Source organism: Kribbella sp. HUAS MG21 (assembly GCF_040254265.1).
GTDB lineage: Bacteria > Actinomycetota > Actinomycetes > Propionibacteriales > Kribbellaceae > Kribbella.
Genome location: NZ_CP158165.1, coordinates 8,092,304 through 8,107,302, shown reverse-complemented (window position 1 = coordinate 8,107,302; position 14,999 = coordinate 8,092,304). Strand labels below are relative to the sequence as shown.

Annotated in this window: 17 protein-coding genes; 10 read left to right on the top strand and 7 right to left on the bottom strand. The window is 69.0% G+C overall.

The window, feature by feature from the left end; genetic code table 11:
- Positions 1-13 precede the first annotated feature (13 nt).
- Positions 14-202, top strand: coding sequence for a hypothetical protein (locus ABN611_RS38985; RefSeq protein ID WP_350277335.1), 189 nt, complete (start codon positions 14-16; stop codon positions 200-202).
- A gap of 80 nt (positions 203-282) precedes the next feature.
- Here ABN611_RS38985 and ABN611_RS38980 read toward each other — a convergent pair whose 3' ends face one another.
- Entirely contained in the window at positions 283-903 is a 621-nt protein-coding gene (locus tag ABN611_RS38980; protein ID WP_350277334.1) for a histone H1-like repetitive region-containing protein, read from the bottom strand.
- Positions 904-1,198: 295 nt separating this feature from the next.
- On the opposite strand from ABN611_RS38980, the gene ABN611_RS38975 reads away from it, so the two are divergent.
- Both ABN611_RS38975 and ABN611_RS38970 read left to right on the top strand, forming a co-directional pair.
- Positions 1,199-1,945, top strand: a complete 747-nt coding sequence (locus ABN611_RS38975) for a helical backbone metal receptor (RefSeq protein ID WP_350277333.1) — start codon at positions 1,199-1,201, stop codon at positions 1,943-1,945.
- Between the two features lie 63 nt (positions 1,946-2,008).
- Positions 2,009-2,185 (top strand): hypothetical protein, encoded by a 177-nt coding sequence (locus ABN611_RS38970; protein ID WP_350281765.1) that lies wholly within the window; start codon positions 2,009-2,011, stop codon positions 2,183-2,185.
- Positions 2,186-2,215: 30 nt separating this feature from the next.
- Here ABN611_RS38970 and ABN611_RS38965 read toward each other — a convergent pair whose 3' ends face one another.
- Positions 2,216-2,713, bottom strand: coding sequence for an NUDIX domain-containing protein (locus ABN611_RS38965; protein WP_350277332.1), 498 nt, complete (start codon positions 2,711-2,713; stop codon positions 2,216-2,218).
- 98 nt (positions 2,714-2,811) lie between these two features.
- On the opposite strand from ABN611_RS38965, the gene ABN611_RS38960 reads away from it, so the two are divergent.
- Positions 2,812-3,711, top strand: coding sequence for an aldo/keto reductase (locus ABN611_RS38960; protein WP_350277331.1), 900 nt, complete (start codon positions 2,812-2,814; stop codon positions 3,709-3,711).
- Positions 3,712-3,841: 130 nt separating this feature from the next.
- The gene (locus tag ABN611_RS38955; protein WP_350277330.1) at positions 3,842-4,708 is read left to right on the top strand and encodes a metallophosphoesterase; all 867 of its coding nucleotides are present in this window, start codon (positions 3,842-3,844) and stop codon (positions 4,706-4,708) included.
- Between the two features lie 38 nt (positions 4,709-4,746).
- Here the strand turns inward: ABN611_RS38955 and panB are convergent, their stop codons facing one another.
- On the bottom strand, positions 4,747-6,024 hold the full coding sequence (gene panB / locus ABN611_RS38950; protein WP_350277329.1) for a 3-methyl-2-oxobutanoate hydroxymethyltransferase: 1,278 nt from the start codon (positions 6,022-6,024) through the stop codon (positions 4,747-4,749).
- Positions 6,025-6,762: 738 nt separating this feature from the next.
- On the opposite strand from panB, the gene ABN611_RS38945 reads away from it, so the two are divergent.
- Positions 6,763-6,894, top strand: coding sequence for a hypothetical protein (locus tag ABN611_RS38945; RefSeq protein WP_350277328.1), 132 nt, complete (start codon positions 6,763-6,765; stop codon positions 6,892-6,894).
- A gap of 797 nt (positions 6,895-7,691) precedes the next feature.
- Here the strand turns inward: ABN611_RS38945 and ABN611_RS38940 are convergent.
- Together ABN611_RS38940 and ABN611_RS38935 are read right to left on the bottom strand one after the other, a co-directional pair.
- Positions 7,692-9,422, bottom strand: a complete 1,731-nt coding sequence (locus ABN611_RS38940) for an NAD+ synthase (RefSeq protein WP_350277327.1) — start codon at positions 9,420-9,422, stop codon at positions 7,692-7,694.
- 51 nt (positions 9,423-9,473) lie between these two features.
- Positions 9,474-9,893: a GNAT family N-acetyltransferase gene (locus ABN611_RS38935; RefSeq protein ID WP_350277326.1), complete on the bottom strand. Its 420-nt coding sequence runs from the start codon at positions 9,891-9,893 to the stop codon at positions 9,474-9,476.
- A 70-nt stretch (positions 9,894-9,963) separates the two neighbouring features.
- Between ABN611_RS38935 and ABN611_RS38930 the strand changes: the two genes are divergently transcribed.
- The gene (locus ABN611_RS38930; protein ID WP_350277325.1) at positions 9,964-11,145 is read left to right on the top strand and encodes a DUF418 domain-containing protein; all 1,182 of its coding nucleotides are present in this window, start codon (positions 9,964-9,966) and stop codon (positions 11,143-11,145) included.
- Here the strand turns inward: ABN611_RS38930 and ABN611_RS38925 are convergent.
- Positions 11,091-11,735: a peptidoglycan recognition family protein gene (locus ABN611_RS38925; protein ID WP_350277324.1), complete on the bottom strand. Its 645-nt coding sequence runs from the start codon at positions 11,733-11,735 to the stop codon at positions 11,091-11,093. The two genes, ABN611_RS38930 and ABN611_RS38925, sit on opposite strands and share 55 nt — an antisense overlap.
- A 101-nt stretch (positions 11,736-11,836) precedes the next feature.
- On the opposite strand from ABN611_RS38925, the gene ABN611_RS38920 reads away from it, so the two are divergent.
- Both ABN611_RS38920 and ABN611_RS38915 read left to right on the top strand, forming a co-directional pair.
- On the top strand, positions 11,837-12,310 hold the full coding sequence (locus ABN611_RS38920; protein ID WP_350277323.1) for a hypothetical protein: 474 nt from the start codon (positions 11,837-11,839) through the stop codon (positions 12,308-12,310).
- Positions 12,307-13,209: an HTTM domain-containing protein gene (locus ABN611_RS38915; RefSeq protein ID WP_350277322.1), complete on the top strand. Its 903-nt coding sequence runs from the start codon at positions 12,307-12,309 to the stop codon at positions 13,207-13,209. Before ABN611_RS38920 ends, ABN611_RS38915 begins: the two co-directional genes overlap by 4 nt.
- Here the strand turns inward: ABN611_RS38915 and ABN611_RS38910 are convergent.
- Positions 13,135-13,542, bottom strand: coding sequence for a hypothetical protein (locus ABN611_RS38910; RefSeq protein WP_350277321.1), 408 nt, complete (start codon positions 13,540-13,542; stop codon positions 13,135-13,137). The two genes, ABN611_RS38915 and ABN611_RS38910, sit on opposite strands and share 75 nt — an antisense overlap.
- Before the next feature lie 115 nt (positions 13,543-13,657).
- Between ABN611_RS38910 and glnA the strand changes: the two genes are divergently transcribed.
- Entirely contained in the window at positions 13,658-14,998 is a 1,341-nt protein-coding gene (gene glnA / locus ABN611_RS38905; RefSeq protein ID WP_350277320.1) for a type I glutamate--ammonia ligase, read from the top strand.
- Position 14,999 lies beyond the last annotated feature (1 nt).

Genomic DNA, 14,999 nt, shown 5'->3' with positions numbered 1-14,999 from the left:
GGTGGTCAGCCGGATGAGCGACGATCACAGCAACGAGTGGTACTACAACACCAAGACCGGCAAGGTCGAGCCGTACCAGGGCGGCAAGGCGGGCGACCGGCTCGGGCCGTACAGCTCGCCGGAGGAAGCCGCCCGCGCGCTGGAGAAGGTCCAGGAACGCAACGAGGACTGGGACAACGACCCGAAGTGGAACGACGACTGACGGTCCGGCCGACGTACCGAGGGGCACCACCGAACAACTCGGTGGTGCCCCTCAGGTTTTCGGTACGGCGAACGCCCGGATCAGCGGGCTACCCGCCGGGCCGCGGTCTTGCGGGCCGGAGCCTTGCGGGCCGGGGCCTTCTTCGCGGCGGTCTTCTTCACCGCGCTCTTCTTCGCGGCCGTCCGGGCCGGCGCCTTCTTGGCGGCGACGCGCTTCGCCGGCGCCTTCTTGGCCGCGGTCTTCTTCGCGACCGTCTTCTTGGCCGCGGTCTTCTTGGCCGGAGCCTTCTTGGCGACGGTCTTCTTCGCCGCGCCGGCCTTCTTCGCCACGGTCTTCTTGGCGGCGGCCGTCGTCTTGCGGGCGGTCGTCGTCTTCTTCGCGGCCGTCTTCTTGGCCGCGGTCGCGCGCTTCGCCGGGGCCTTCTTCGCGACGGTCTTCTTCGCGGTGACCTTCTTCGCCGGAGCCTTCTTGGCGGTGGTCTTCTTGGCGGTGGTCTTCTTGGCCGGCGCCTTCTTCGCCACCGTCTTCTTGGCGGCGGTCTTCTTGGCCGCACTCACCTTCTTCGTCGCTGTCTTCTTTGCTGCGCTGACCTTGCGCGCGGTCGTCGTCTTCGCGGCGCTGGCCTTCTTCGCGACAGTCTTCTTGGCGGGAGAAGCCTTTTTGGCTGTCGCCTTCCCTGCGGCTGCCTTCTTGGCTGGCACTCTGCCTCCTTGGTGCGGCTGAGGAAAACCACGGTGGATTCCTCGTCGTCATGATGATGACAACAGTTGTGCTCCACGTAAAGCACCCGAAACGTCCGCAGGTTAAGGAGAACTGGCGGCAAAGCGGCAGCCAAATGCCGGAAATCCTTGTGCAGAAGGGATTCCGCCGCACGCCGAGCATGCCGGATACGCTCCAGAATTTCTTCACGACACGCCACACTTTGTGGCGCCGAACTGCCCGGATCGACGAGTGTTGTCCTCGGCAACGTCCTGCGAACGTGAGGTGTGCGGACCGATGAAGAGCGCGTACGACGACCTGCGCGACGTCGTCGAACTACCCCGCGAGGTGCGTCGGGTGGTGAGCATCGTGCCGTCGTTGACGGAGTCGATCGCGGCCACGCATCCGGCGCTGATCGTTGGTGCGACCGACTGGTGTACGCATCCCGCGGACCTCGACGTCGCACGCGTCCGCGGTACCAAGAATCCTGATCTCGACCGCATCCTCGAACTCGCACCGGACGTCGTCGTCGCGAACGCCGAGGAGAATCGCGCGGACGATCTCGACGCGTTGCGCGCGGCCGGAATCGCGGTCTGGGTGACCGCGCCGACGACGGTGCCCGCAGCACTCGATTCGCTCGGCCGGATGTTGTCCGCGATCATCGGCGGTGAACCACCGTGGCTCGACGAAGCACGCGCGGTGTGGAGTGCGCCGTACGACGGAATACGCCGGCGGGCGGTGATACCGATCTGGCGTAGACCATGGATGGCGTTGGGCCGGGACACGTTCGCCGGCGATCTGCTCGCGCGGATCGGTGTCGACAACGTACTGCGCGAATGGGCCGAGCGATATCCGCGCATCGATCCGGACGCGTTACCGGAGTACGACGTGGTGGTCTTGCCGGACGAGCCTTACGCGTTTTCACCGGACGACGGTCCGGAGGCTTTCGACCGGCCGGCGCGCTGCGTATCCGGTCGGCATCTGACCTGGTACGGACCGTCACTGGTGGAGGCTCGCGCAGTGCTCACCGGACAGCTCGCGTGACGTCCGCCACCATCGCTGAGACATCAGCTAGACGCTTAGGTATGCCTCACCTACACTCGCTGCGTGCCGTCGATGACCGCGAAGAAGAAGTGCTGCAAGGACAAGCCGAGGTGCAAGAAGTGCCCGGTCGTCCTGCTGCGCCTGTCGAAGGCAGGCTGCGCCGAGCGGATCGACAAACTGCACTACAAGGTGGACAAGAAGGTCCCGAAGAAGGTTCTCAAGGAAGCGCGGAAGCGCTGATCCGGACGGCCTGCTTCAAGATGCTCTGCTTCAGGACGCTCGGCGCAAGGTGATCGCGTCGGTCGCCTGGCGAAGGATGCCGGGGATCGTCACGTGGGCGGCCTGACCGGTCGCCTCGAGGTCGTCGCCGTACCACCAGCCGTGCGCGCTGATCGTCTGCAGCTCGATCTCCTCCTGGTTCGCGAACGTCACGTCGACGCTGTCCACCGCGACCGCGAAGAAGGTCTGGTGCTGGATGATCCGGCAACCGCCGTACTCGAACTCGATCGTGTTCGTCGCGACCGGCAGACCGAGGTCGTCGGCCGGCAGCACGATGCCGACCTCCTCCCGCAGTTCCCGGCTCGCCGCCTGCGCGACGGTCTCGCCGAGCTCGACGCCGCCGCCGATCGTGAACCAGTACGGCGTCTGCGGCTTCAGCGGATCCCAGCCGTGCAACAGCAGTACCCTGCCGTCCGGACGCACCGGCAGCACGCGGGCCGTCGTACGACGTCGGACCGTTCCTGGTGGTGGCAGCTGGGATTCGCTCACACCACAAAACGCTACGGGACAAGGCGTGCCGTCCGCCGGGTGAAGCGGCGCGTCTCACCGTGTCCCATATGGTTGCCGCAGACACCTACGATCGGAGTATGGCAACGATCGGACTCGGGCTGGCGGCGCTGGGGCGTCCTGGGTACATCAATCTCGGGCACGACGAGGACCTGCCGCCGCGACGCGCGGTCGAGGACCTGCGGGAGCGGACGCACGAGCTGCTGGAGCAGGCGTGGCAGGCCGGTGTTCGGTACTTCGACGCCGCGCGTTCGTACGGTCTTGCCGAAGAGTTCCTCGGCGAGTGGCTGACGCCGGAGCGCCGTACCGAACTGACGGTCGGGTCGAAGTGGGGCTACACGTACGTCGCCGACTGGCGGCACGACGCGCAGACGCACGAGGTGAAGGACCACAGCCTCGCGACGTTCGAGCGGCAGTGGCCGGAGACGTTGCGCGCGCTCGGTGGGGCGCCGGACTTCTATCTGGTGCACAGCCTCACGTCCGACAGTCCCGCGCTGGAGGACAAGCGCTTGCTGGATCGGCTGCGTGAACTGGCGGAGTCCGGAGTCCGCGTCGGTCTGTCGACGAGCGGCCCACGGCAGAGCGAGACGCTGCGCAAGGCGTTGTCCTCCGGTACGCCGTTCTCCGCGGTCCAGGCGACGTGGAACGTGCTGGAGACGTCGGCGGGCGGCGCACTGGCCGAGGCGCATGACGCCGGATGGTTCGTCGTCGTCAAGGAGGCGGTGGCCAACGGGCGGTTGACGGCGCGGGCGGGCGAGACGCCGTTCAACGAGTTCGCCCGGCAGCACGGTGTGGCGCCGGACTCGTTGGCGATCGGTGCGGCGGTCGCGCAGCCGTGGGCGGATGTGGTGCTCAGCGGCGCCACTACGGCGGCGCAGCTGAGCAGCAACCTTGCTTACCGCATCGACGGCCCGCTGACCGAGTTCAGCCAGCAGCCCGAGGAGTACTGGACAGAACGCTCGGCGCTGCCTTGGATCTAGACGTACTCGGCGCGCCGGGGCTTCGGTAGGCTGATCGGACACGACTGGCGCGGGTGGGCAGACCACCGGGGAGTGACGGCAGGGCATCGACCGCCTGGGTGTCCGAGGCAGCTATTCCGGGAGCCTGATCGTGCACCGTGTCCTGCATCTGTCCGATACCCACGTCAGCCGCACCGGCCCGGACGAGGACGGCGTCGACGGCCTCGCCGCGCTGAAACGCCTGCTGTACGACGTCCGCCACGTGCCGGCCCTGGACCTGGTGGTGGTCAGCGGCGACATCGCCGACGACGGCTCGCGGGAAGGCTGCGAGGCCGTGCGCTCGGAGGTCGGGTCGTTCGCCGCCGAGCGCGGAATCCCGCACATCTACTGCACCGGCAACCACGACCGCCACGCCGGCTTCGTGGCCGCTCTCGGCTGGGGTCACCTCGGCCCGGACGGTGCGTCGATCGGACGGCGGGCCGACGTCCCCGACGTGATCGCGGGTGTCAGCGTCGTGAACGGGCTGCGGGTGATCACACTCGACAGCCTGGTCCCCGGCTCGACGGACGGCGTGCTCGGTCGGGGCCAACTCGATTGGCTCACGGCCGAGTTGGCGACGCCGGCGCCTGCCGGGTCGATCGTCGTACTGCACCATCCGCCGTTGTTCGTGGACGCGGTTCCCTTCATGGAGTCCGTCGTACTGCGAGACCCTGCGGCGCTCGGTGAGGTCCTGGCCGGCACCGACGTACACGCGGTCCTCTGCGGCCATCTGCATCATCAGCTGACCGGCCGCGTGGGGGAGACGCCGGTTTCGGTGACGCCAGGTGTTATCACCCGCATCGACCTCACGGCGCCGCCGGCCTTGGCGCGCGGCGTCCTCGGCGCCGGCGCGACGGTTGTCGACCTCGGTGGGCCGTTCGCGCCGATGTTCCACACTGTCCACGCTCGCGATCACGACGCCAACGCAGAGGTGTATGTTTACAACCCGCTCACCGGTGAGGACGTCGCCGAGGAGTGATCGGGACGCAATACTGCGAACCGTCCACGGCGCCACCCTCAGAACGTGTGTTCCTCGCCGGGGAAGGCGCCGGACGCCACCTCGGCGGCGTACGTCGTGGCCGCGTTGGTGAGGACGCCGCGCAGGTCGGCGTACTGCTTGACGAAGCGGGGCATGGTGCCGGAGCGCAGCCCGGCCATGTCCTGCCACACCAGGACCTGCGCGTCGGTGTCGCGGCCGGCGCCGATGCCGATGGTCGGGATCGGGATCCGCTTGGTGATCTCGGCGGCGACGTCGCCCGGAACCATCTCGAGGACGAGTGAGAACGCACCCGCGTCGGCGAGCGCGACGGCGTCGTCGATCAGGCCGGCCGCCTGTTCGCCGCGGCCCTGCACGCGGTACCCGCCGATGCTGTGCTCGCTCTGCGGGGTGAAGCCGATGTGCGCCATCACCGGGATGCCGGACTGCGTCAGCTTCTCCACCATCGGTACCACGGTCCGCCCGCCCTCGAGCTTCACCGCGTGCACGCCGGCTTCCTTCATGAACCGTACGGCGGTGTGGAACGCCTGCTCCGGCGACGCCTGGTACGAGCCGAACGGGAGGTCCGCGACGACGAGCGCGCGGTCGACCGCGTTCGCGACGGCGCGGGCGAGCGGGATCAGTTCGTCGACGGTGACGCGCAGGGTGGTGTCGTAGCCGTACACGTTGTTCGCCGCGGAGTCACCGACGAGCAGCACCGGGATGCCCGCCTGGTCGAAGATCTCGGCCGTGTACTGGTCGTAGGCGGTGAGCATCGCCCACTTCTCCCCACGACTCTTGAAGTCCCGCAAATGATGCACCCGATACCGCCGCGGCCGCTTCGCCCCGTTCCCCACCGCCCGCTCTCCCCGCCCACCACCGTACGGCGCCACACCTGTGTCCGCGCCGACGTCGGAAACAGGCGGGACAGCACCCGGCCCAGCATCCGCGCCACCAGCCTGACCGGGGGCGGTGCTCGCTCCCGCGTCCGCGCCGGACTGCCCGTGGACGGCGGTGCTCGCTCCCGCGTCCGAACGAGGCTGCCCGTGGACGGCGGTGCTCGCTCCCGCGTCCGAACCAGCCTGACCGTGGACGGCCGTGCTCTGTCCCGCGTCCGCGCCCGACTGACCGTGGACCGCAGTCGGTCCGGCGTTCGTACCGGAGGCGGGCTGGTACGCCGGGCCGGCTGACTTCGGGTTGGCTGGGTTCGCGCTGGCCGGGTTCGGGGTGGCCGGGTGCAGGTTGTCTGGGTTCGGGCTGAGGGCGGCTGCTTGGGCGCGGCGGGCTGCTCGGTGTGAGGTGACCTGCTCAGCAGGCACTTGGCTCGGCGCGTCCTGCTGGACACCCGCACGCCGCCGCGCGCCCACAGGACGGGCAACCGGCGCCTCTTGCTCTGCCTGCGCTCCAGGGTGCGGCCGCGCTCGATCAGCAGCAGCCGGCGACTGGTGTGCCGCCTCCGAGGACTGCCGACGCGATTGATCAGCGTCCTGCGGCGACAGTTGGTGTGCAGCGCCCGACGACTGCCGGCGTGCTTGATCAGCCGACTGCGGGGACGGTTGGTGCGCTGACTGCTGGTGTGTTGCTTGCGGCGGCAATTGGTCTGGTGCCTGCAGGGATGGCTGGTTCGCCGTCGCCTGTGGCGGGTGGTGTGCTGACCCGGACTCGGATGTGTGTGTCGTCCGGTGCTGCTCGTCGGCGGCGGTCGCGTTGTTCTCGTACTCCGCGCTCGGGTCCGACAGATATCCGTTGTCCCGCACCACCGGCCGCAAGCGAATCTCCTGCGGCTGAGTCTCCTCCGGCTCCACCTGCCCCCGACCACCCTCGTACCCACGTGCCGACTCGTACCCGCGCCCTGCCTCACCGGACCGCGCCGACTCGGGCGAACGCGCCGGTTCTGTCGAGCGCGATGGGTCGGGCGAACGCGGCGGCTCGTACGAACGCGGATGCTCGGACGAACGCGGCGACTCGGCCGGTTGCGCCGGCTCGTACGAACGTGGGGGCTCGGGCGAACGTGGCGGCTCGGGTGCGCGGCGTGGTTCGGGGGAGCGCGGCGATTCGTGGCCCCACACGGGTTCCGGACCGGGACCCGGTTCATGCCGGCGGGGCTGTTCCTGACCGCGGCCAGCCTCCTGGGCTCGCGGGGCCTCGGGCGGTTGGAGGCGCTGCGGTGGCCGTGGCGGCTGCTGTGAACTCAAGCCGTTGCTCAACCCGTTGCTACTCAACCCGTTGCTCGCAAGCCCGTTGCTCCCGAGCCCGTTGCTGCTGAGGCCGTTGTTCGACCCGTTAACGGACCCATGGCTGCTCAGACCGTTGTTGCCGGGATTGCTGAGCCCGTTGCTCATTCCGTTGTTGTGCCCACCGGGCAAACCGTTGCCGGGTTGGGGTGTGGGGCCGGTCCAGTTCGTGGTGCCGGGGGATGGTGGGCGTTGCGGCGTACTGCCCTGGGTCGAGCCAGGCCCGAACGGGCTCGGCCGGCCCTGCTGTGGCTGTGGGCGGAACGGGTTCTGCTCGGAATGCTCCCGCCCGTACGGCTCCTCGTAGGACTCGCCCCGCACCTGCGGCGGTGGTGGCGCGCTCGGCAGGTACGGCGGTTTCGGTACGTACGGCTGCTGCGGCACCGGGCCGCGTTCGTACGTGCGCGGTGCGTTCGGCAGTGACGGCGACGGGTCGAGGCCGAGCCCGGAACCGCCCGGGCCGTGGTCCCGCCACGTGTCGTTGTCGTAGTCCGAGCGGCGGTGTTCCTCGGTTGCCCGGTTCTTCGGTCCGGTCCCGTACGGCGAGGGAAACTCCTCGTCGTCACCGTGGGTACCGGCCGACAGGAAGTTGTCAACCATGCCCTCATCGTCCCACCGTTGCGGAGGGTGAGCGCCACCGGCTGTGGGTGAGCGATCGCTCACATCGTGCCGGGGCAGGCCGGACCGGTCGTGCAGCTCCTCGGACGAGCCCCACGGGGATTCTTGGGATGGGCGGTACCGCCAGGAGTCGCTCAGTGCTCGGCTGCCTTCCGTGCGTCCTCACGCCATGCGTTGGTGATCGGCAACCGGCGGTCCCGGCCGAAGGCCTTGTGGGTGATCTTCGGCCCCGGCGGGAACTGCCGGCGCTTGTACTCCGCTCTGTCGACGAGCTGGATCACCTTGCTGACCAGCTCGGTGTCGAAGCCCGCGGCGACGAGTTCGGCACTGCCGCGGTCCTGTTCGACGTAGTCGTCCAGCATGTCGTCGAGCAGGTCGTACGGCGGCAGCGAGTCGGTGTCCTGCTGCCCGGGCCGGAGCTCGGCGGACGGTGGCTTCGCGATCGAGTTCTCCGGGATCGGCGGCTGCTGGCCGCGCGCCTTCGCGTCCTCGTTCCGCCACTTCGCGAGCCGCCAGACCAGCGTCTTCGGCACGTCCTTCAACGGCGCGTACCCGCCGACCGCGTCGCCGTAGATCGTCGAGTAGCCGACGGACAGCTCCGACTTGTTGCCACAGGCAAGTACCAGGTGGCCGTCGGAGTTCGACAGGCCCATCCAGATCACCGCGCGAACCCGCGCCTGCAGGTTCTCCTCGGCGAGCCCGGTGAGGCCGAGCGTGTCCAGGAACGGCTGCACCATCGGCTGGATCGGTACGACGCGGTAGTTGAGGCCGGTGCGCGCGGCGAGCTCGGCCGCGTCGTCCTTGGAGTGGTCGCTGGAGTACACGCTCGGGTTGGAGATCCCGAACACGTGCTCGGGCCCGATCGCGTCGCAGGCGATCGCGGCGACCAGCGACGAGTCGATGCCGCCGGAGAGCCCGAGCAGGACGGACTTGAACCCGTTCTTCTGCACGTAGTCGCGGAGGCCGGTGACGATCGCGCCGTACATCTCGGCCTCGTCGGACAGCCGGGGCGCGACGGCCGGCGGCAGGGCGTCGTACGGCGCCAGCGCTTCCTCGTGCAGGACCGTGTGGACGATCTCGATGCCTTCGTGCGTGCCGGACGGAGTACCTGAGGCGGCAGGCAGTTCGAGGTCGACCACCATGCCGCCCTGCTCGAACTGCGGGGCGCGGGCGATGATCGTGCCCTCGGCGTCGGCGACCAGCGAGTCGCCGTCGAAGACGAGTTCGTCCTGGCCGCCGACCAGGTTGACGTACGCGAGCGCGCAGCCGGCCTCGCGGGCGCGGCGCCGGACCAGATCGCCGCGGACGTCGTCCTTGTTGGCCTCGTACGGCGAACTGTTGACGACCAGCAGCAGACCGGCGCCGGCGGCGCGGGTGACCGCGACCGGGCCGCCGTCCTGCCAGAGGTCCTCGCAGATCACCAGTGCGACGTCGACGCCGTGGATGCGGACGACCTGCAGGGTGCTGCCGGGGACGAAGTGCCGGAACTCGTCGAAGACGCCGTAGTTCGGGAGGTGGTGCTTGACGGCGCTCGTGACTACGCGGCCCTGGTGGATCACCGCCGCCGAGTTGGTCGGCGAGCCCTTCGGACGGCCGAGCCGGTCGATGCCCATCGCCGTACCGCTCGCCCGGTCGAGGTAGCCGCAGATCACCACGATGTCGCCGAGGCCTTCGTCGGCGAGCCGCTGCGCGAGGGTCTTGATCCGGTGCTGCGAGGCGTCCACGAACGAGGCCCGCAAGGCGAGATCCTCCACCGGGTAACCGGTCAGCCCGAGCTCCGGGAACGCGACCACGTGCGCGCCACGCTCGACCGCGTTCCGGGTCCACGCGACGATCTTGTCGGTGTTCCCGTCGATGTCACCCACGGTCACATTGAGCTGAGCAAGAGCAACCCGAAGCTGAGGCACGAGAGCACATTACTGGTTCCCCAGTCCCCGCCCCACGCCTGTCACCAACCTCTTACGTACGCCGGACCTGTCGACGGTTGTGCGGGCGACGAGGAGTGGGGTGAGGGTGGTCCAGCCGAGGGAGGTGTAGAGGGGGCGGCCTTCGGGGGAGGCGGCGAGGTAGGCGGGGGTTGGTGCGACGGGTGCGGCGGCTGTGGCGAGGGCTGTCATGACGGCGCGGGCCAGGCCGCGGCGGCGGTGGGCCGGGTCGGTCTGGATCATGTCGGCGACGGCGCCGGTGTGCAGGACCGCCATCCGGCCACTGGCGGCGAGTTCGCCGTACCCGTAGAGCTTCGCGTCGACGATCGACGGTCCGGTGGACAGTTCGAGCGTGTACGGCGGGGGCACCGGGTGGCGCGCCTGGTCGGGGAGCGTCCCGTCATCGAACAACGACGAAGGTTCACCCTGCGGGGACTTTCGTCGGATGTGGCACCCGCGCCGCACGGATTGACTGGGAAGCATGAGCATTCACGGGGGACCGACCGGACTGAAGGAACGCGCGCTGGGCCCGGACCTCGCGCGCGGGTTCATGCTGCTGTTCATCGCCCTGGCGAACTCGCACTACTTCGTCGGCGGCGATCGTCATTTCGGCGGCTTCCCGACCGACGGCGGACCGCTCGACCGCGGCGCCGGCCTGGCGATCGCGACCTTCGTCGACGCCCGGGCGTTCCCGATGTTCGGCGTGCTCTTCGGGTACGGCGTCGCGCAGATCGTCCGCCGGCAACGCGCCGCGGGCACCGACTGGTGGCCGATCCGCAAGCTGCTGTGGCGCCGCAGCCTGGTGCTGGTCGTACTCGGCTTCCTGCATGCGATGCTGCTCTACATCGGCGACATCCTCGCGGCGTACGGCGTCCTGCTGTTCCTCGGCGTGTGGGCGCTGCGCTGGAAGGACCGCTGGCTGCTGATCGTCGCGGCGTTCTTCCTGGTCCTCACGGCGCTACCCAGTGAAGACAGCCTCGCCGCGTCCGCCGAAGGCCCGGACCCGTCGATGCTGCCGGCGACGTTCCTCGGCCAGTTCGCGGACCGGATCGTCGTGCAGCCGTTCATCGCGGGACTCGGCTGGATCGGTTTCGTCACGCCGTTCCTGATCGGCCTCTGGGCCGGCCGCCGGCGCATCCTCGAACGCCCGGCCGAGCACCTGACCCTGCTGCGGACGACGGCACTCGTCGGCAGCACGATCGCGATCGCCGGCGCACTGCCGCTCTCGCTCGTGATCGGCGGCGTCCTGGCCCGGCCGAGCGACCACGCGCTGACGATCCTCGGTCCCTTGCACGACGCAACAGGTGTGTTCGGCGGCCTCGGGTACGCCGCCTTGCTGGTGCTGGTCGCGCGCCGGGTGGGCGATCGCCCGGTGATGCGGGCGATCGCCGCTGTCGGACAACGATCGTTGACGTGTTACCTGGCCCAATCGGTGGTCTGGGCCGTGGTGTTCACGCCGTACCTGCTCGATCTCTCGGACACGCTCACCACGACCACGACGGCACTGCTCGCCACCACGACCTGGCTGGCGACGGTCTGGCTCGCCGACCGGATGCGGCGGACCGGCTACCGCGGACCGTTCGAGCTGCTGATCCGGAGGTTCACCTATCAGCCGAGGAGGACCGCGGCCACCCGATCGCGCAACTCGGGAAGCCTCGCGTAGAACACGTCGCCCGGGCATTGCGTCGCGTTGTAGTCCCGGTGCCCGACGATCGCGACGTGCGGATCGAGACCGTACTTCGTGCACAGCCACGCGCACGTCAGCACGGACATGTCGAACAGCGCAACCGTCGGGTTGGCGTTGGTGTAGATGCCTTCGTGCTCGATCCCGATCGTGTGGCTGTTGTGGTTGGCGGTCTGCGCACCGAGCACGTTCTGCCCGTTGTTGATCGAGGTCAGCGACTTGCTGCGGCCCTCCATCAGGTACCCGCCGCGGCTGATCGTCAGCTGGTTGCCGATGTCGATCCAGCGGTTGGTGTCCATGTGCAGGTCCTGGATCCAGTGCTGGACCTTGAACGCGGCGGCGAGCGAGTAGTCCGTGACGTTCGGACTCGCGGTGTGGTGGATGACGATGTGGTCGGGCTTGCCGATCACCTGGGTGGCGGACCGGGGCGGACGCGCGGACCATTCGGCGCGCGTGTAGCAGCGCGGTGCGGGGGCGGCGTGCGCTGCGGTCGGGACGGCGGTCGGGAGGGCGATGCCACCGAGCAGTACGCCGCCGGCGGAAGCGCCGAGGATCGTACGCCGGGACACACGTGTCGTTCGAGGCCTGTGTGGAAATCTTTCTGGGGCGGTCATACTCAAGAAAATTCCCTACGGCGAAGGCCGTCAAACCGGAATGATCTAATGGCGAGGTGACACAGAGTCAGGGGGCGCCGGAGGTCGTGCGCCTGGGGCGGGGCGGCAAGATCCTGCGGGTGCTGGTCGCGGTCGCCGGCGTCGTGCTGCTGGTCAACGGGTCGGTGCGCGCGACCGACGACGCCTGGCCGTTCGGGCCGATGTCGCAGTACGCGATGTCGGTGCCCGACGACGCCCGGATCGACTACACCCGGATCAGCGCGGTGACCGACGCCGGCACCACGGTCGACGTACCACTGAACATCGAGGGCGCCGGAGTCGCCCGGGCCGAGATCGAGGCGCGGGCCGGGGAGATCGTCAAGGATCCGTCGCTGCTGCAGCAGGTCGCCGACGGCTGGGCGCGCAAGCACCCGGACGAGCCCAAGTACGTGAAGCTCGAGCTGATCCGCGACACGACCCAACTGGTGAAGGGCCGTGTCGAAGGACCGCCGACGTCCCAGGTGCTGGCGACCTGGGAGGTCCGCCGGTGAAAGCGGTCAACTGGTTCACGCCCGCGATCGCGCTGGGCCGGATCGCGTGGTTGCGCACGGTCCTGTACCTGTTCGTGATCCTCGACATGCACGCGTTCGTCCGCGACACCCGCGACAAGGGCGAGCATCCGGGGCTCTACCAGCCGTTGCTGCTCGCCAGGCTCTTCGACCTCCCGAGGCCCTCGGTCACGAACACGACGATCCTGTACGTCGTCCTGATCGTCGCCTGCCTCGTCGCGGCCACGAACCGGTTCCCGCGGGTCGCCGGCTGGATCGTGGCGCCCGCGTTCACCTGGTGGGTGCTGATCGGGATGAGCGACGGAAAGGTCGACCACGACCACCTCGCGCTGGTCATCGCGTTGTGGGTGTTGCCGACGGTCGGAAAGGCGTCGTACGGCGACCAGACCCGGTCAGAGGCCGCGGGCTGGGTGGTCCGGTGCATCCAGGTGTGCGTGATCGCGACGTACTTCCTGTCCGCGATCGCGAAACTGCGCAGTGCCGGATGGGCGCTGACCTGGCCGGGGAGCGCGGTGCTGACCTGGGCGATCGTGCGCAGGCCGCACCCCGTAGGGGAGTGGCTGCTGAACTACCCGTGGATGCTGCAGGTGATGCAGTGGGTCGGCATCATCGCGGAATTCCTGTCACCGGTGATCCTGTGGCTGAAGGGCCGCTGGCAGCTGCTCGGGGCGCTGTTCTTCATTGGGTTCCACGCGGCGAACACGGCGATCCTGCTGATCCACTTCCTGCCGACGGTCGTCTGCTGGCTCGCGTTCGCGCCGCTGGAGCGCGTCGTGCCGTGGTTCCGGGCGCGAGCGGCCCGCCGGTCACACCGCGATGCCGGAGAGGCCGAAGACCAGCCCGAACACGGCCGGCAGGCCGAGCAGCAGGCCGGCGCGTAGCTTGAACCGGCGCCCGCCGGGGCCCGGGGTCCGGACGATCCGGGACAGCACGGCTCCGGCGTACCCGAAGACCAGCGCGGCGAGCAGGATCTGCCGGGTCGGCAGGTTCGTCGCGTCGTGATGGGTCAGCCCGAGCGTGACCAGGCCCGGGCAGCAGAACGCGACCATGCCGAACCCGAGCTCCGGCACCGGCAGCCAGCGACGGCCCAGTACGTCGCGCTCGGCCGGCCGTTTGTGCCGCAGCGACTGCACGAAGCGGGCGGTGCTGACGATCAGGTCGCTGAGGCAGAGGACCGCCGCCACGATCAGGGCGGCGTGGAAGATCGTCTGCACAAGAGGACACGCTAGGCCCTGATCGTCGCACTGTCCGCTGCGCCACGTAACGTCTGCTTAACAGAGGCGCGGCACACTGTGAGAGACCGCGTCCGAGCCGGTGAGAGGTGGACTGATGGACAAGCAGCAGGAGTTCGTGCTGCGTGCGCTGGAGGAGCGCGACGTGCGCTTCGTGCGGCTCTGGTTCACCGACGTGCTCGGGTTCCTGAAGTCGGTGGCGGTGGCGCCGGCGGAGCTGGAGAGCGCGTTCGCCGAGGGGCTCGGGTTCGACGGGTCGGCGATCGAGGGCTTCGCGCGGGTGACCGAGGCCGACATGCTGGCCAAGCCGGACCCGTCGACGTTCCAGATCCTGCCCTGGCGCGGCGAGACGATGGGCACCGCGCGGATGTTCTGCGACATCAACATGCCGGACGGGTCCGCGTCGTTCGCCGACCCGCGGCACGTGCTGAAGCGGACGCTGTCGAAGGCCGCCGACCTCGGGTTCACGTTCTACACGCACCCGGAGATCGAGTTCTACCTGTTCAAGTCGCTGGTCGGCGCGCCCGGCACGACCCCGGAGCCGGTGGACTCGTCCGGGTACTTCGACCACACCCCGCAGGGCATCGGCAACGACTTCCGCCGCGAGGCGATCACGATGCTGGAGTCGATGGGGATCTCGGTCGAGTTCAGCCACCACGAGGGCGGGCCGGGCCAGCAGGAGATCGACCTGCGGTACGCCGACGCGCTGTCGACCGCCGACAACATCATGACGTTCCGTGTCGTGGTGAAGGAGGTGGCGCTGTCGCAGGGCATCTACGCGTCGTTCATGCCGAAGCCGCTGTCCGACCAGCCGGGCTCCGGGATGCACACCCACATGTCGCTGTTCGAGGGCGACCGGAACGCGTTCTTCGAGGGCGGCGCGCAGTACCAGCTGTCGAAGACCGGGCGGGCGTTCATCGCCGGGCTGCTGCACCACGCGTCGGAGATCACCGCGGTGACGAACCAGTGGGTGAACTCGTACAAGCGGCTCGCGGTCGGCGACGAGGCGCCGTCGTTCATCTCCTGGGGCCACAACAACCGGTCGGCGCTGGTCCGGGTGCCGATGTACAAGCCGCACAAGGGCCAGTCCTCGCGCGTCGAGTTCCGCTCGCTGGACTCCGCGGCGAACCCGTACCTCGCGTTCGCGCTGATGCTCGCCGCCGGCCTCAAGGGCATCGAGGAGGGCTACGAGCTGCCCGCCGAGGTCGAGGAGGACATCTGGTCCCTGACACCGCGCGAGCGCAAGGCCCTCGGCATCAAGCCACTGCCCGGCAGCCTCGCCGAGGCGATCAGCGCGATGGAGGACAGCGAACTGGTCGCCGAGACCCTCGGCGAGCACGTCTTCGACTTCTTCCTGCGCAACAAGCGCGCCGAGTGGCAGGACTACCGCCGCCAGGTCACCCCCTTCGAATTGAACAAGCTCCTCCCCGTCCTCTGAG

Excerpts from the sequence above, each read along its gene's own strand:
- ABN611_RS38960 (WP_350277331.1), top strand. The coding sequence starts at position 2,812 with ATGGCAACGATCGGACTCGGGCTGGCGGCGCTGGGGCGTCCTGGGTAC.
- glnA (WP_350277320.1), top strand. The coding sequence starts at position 13,658 with ATGGACAAGCAGCAGGAGTTCGTGCTGCGTGCGCTGGAGGAGCGCGAC.
- ABN611_RS38985 (WP_350277335.1), top strand. The coding sequence starts at position 14 with ATGAGCGACGATCACAGCAACGAGTGGTACTACAACACCAAGACCGGC.
- ABN611_RS38930 (WP_350277325.1), top strand. The coding sequence starts at position 9,964 with ATGAGCATTCACGGGGGACCGACCGGACTGAAGGAACGCGCGCTGGGC.
- ABN611_RS38975 (WP_350277333.1), top strand. The coding sequence starts at position 1,199 with ATGAAGAGCGCGTACGACGACCTGCGCGACGTCGTCGAACTACCCCGC.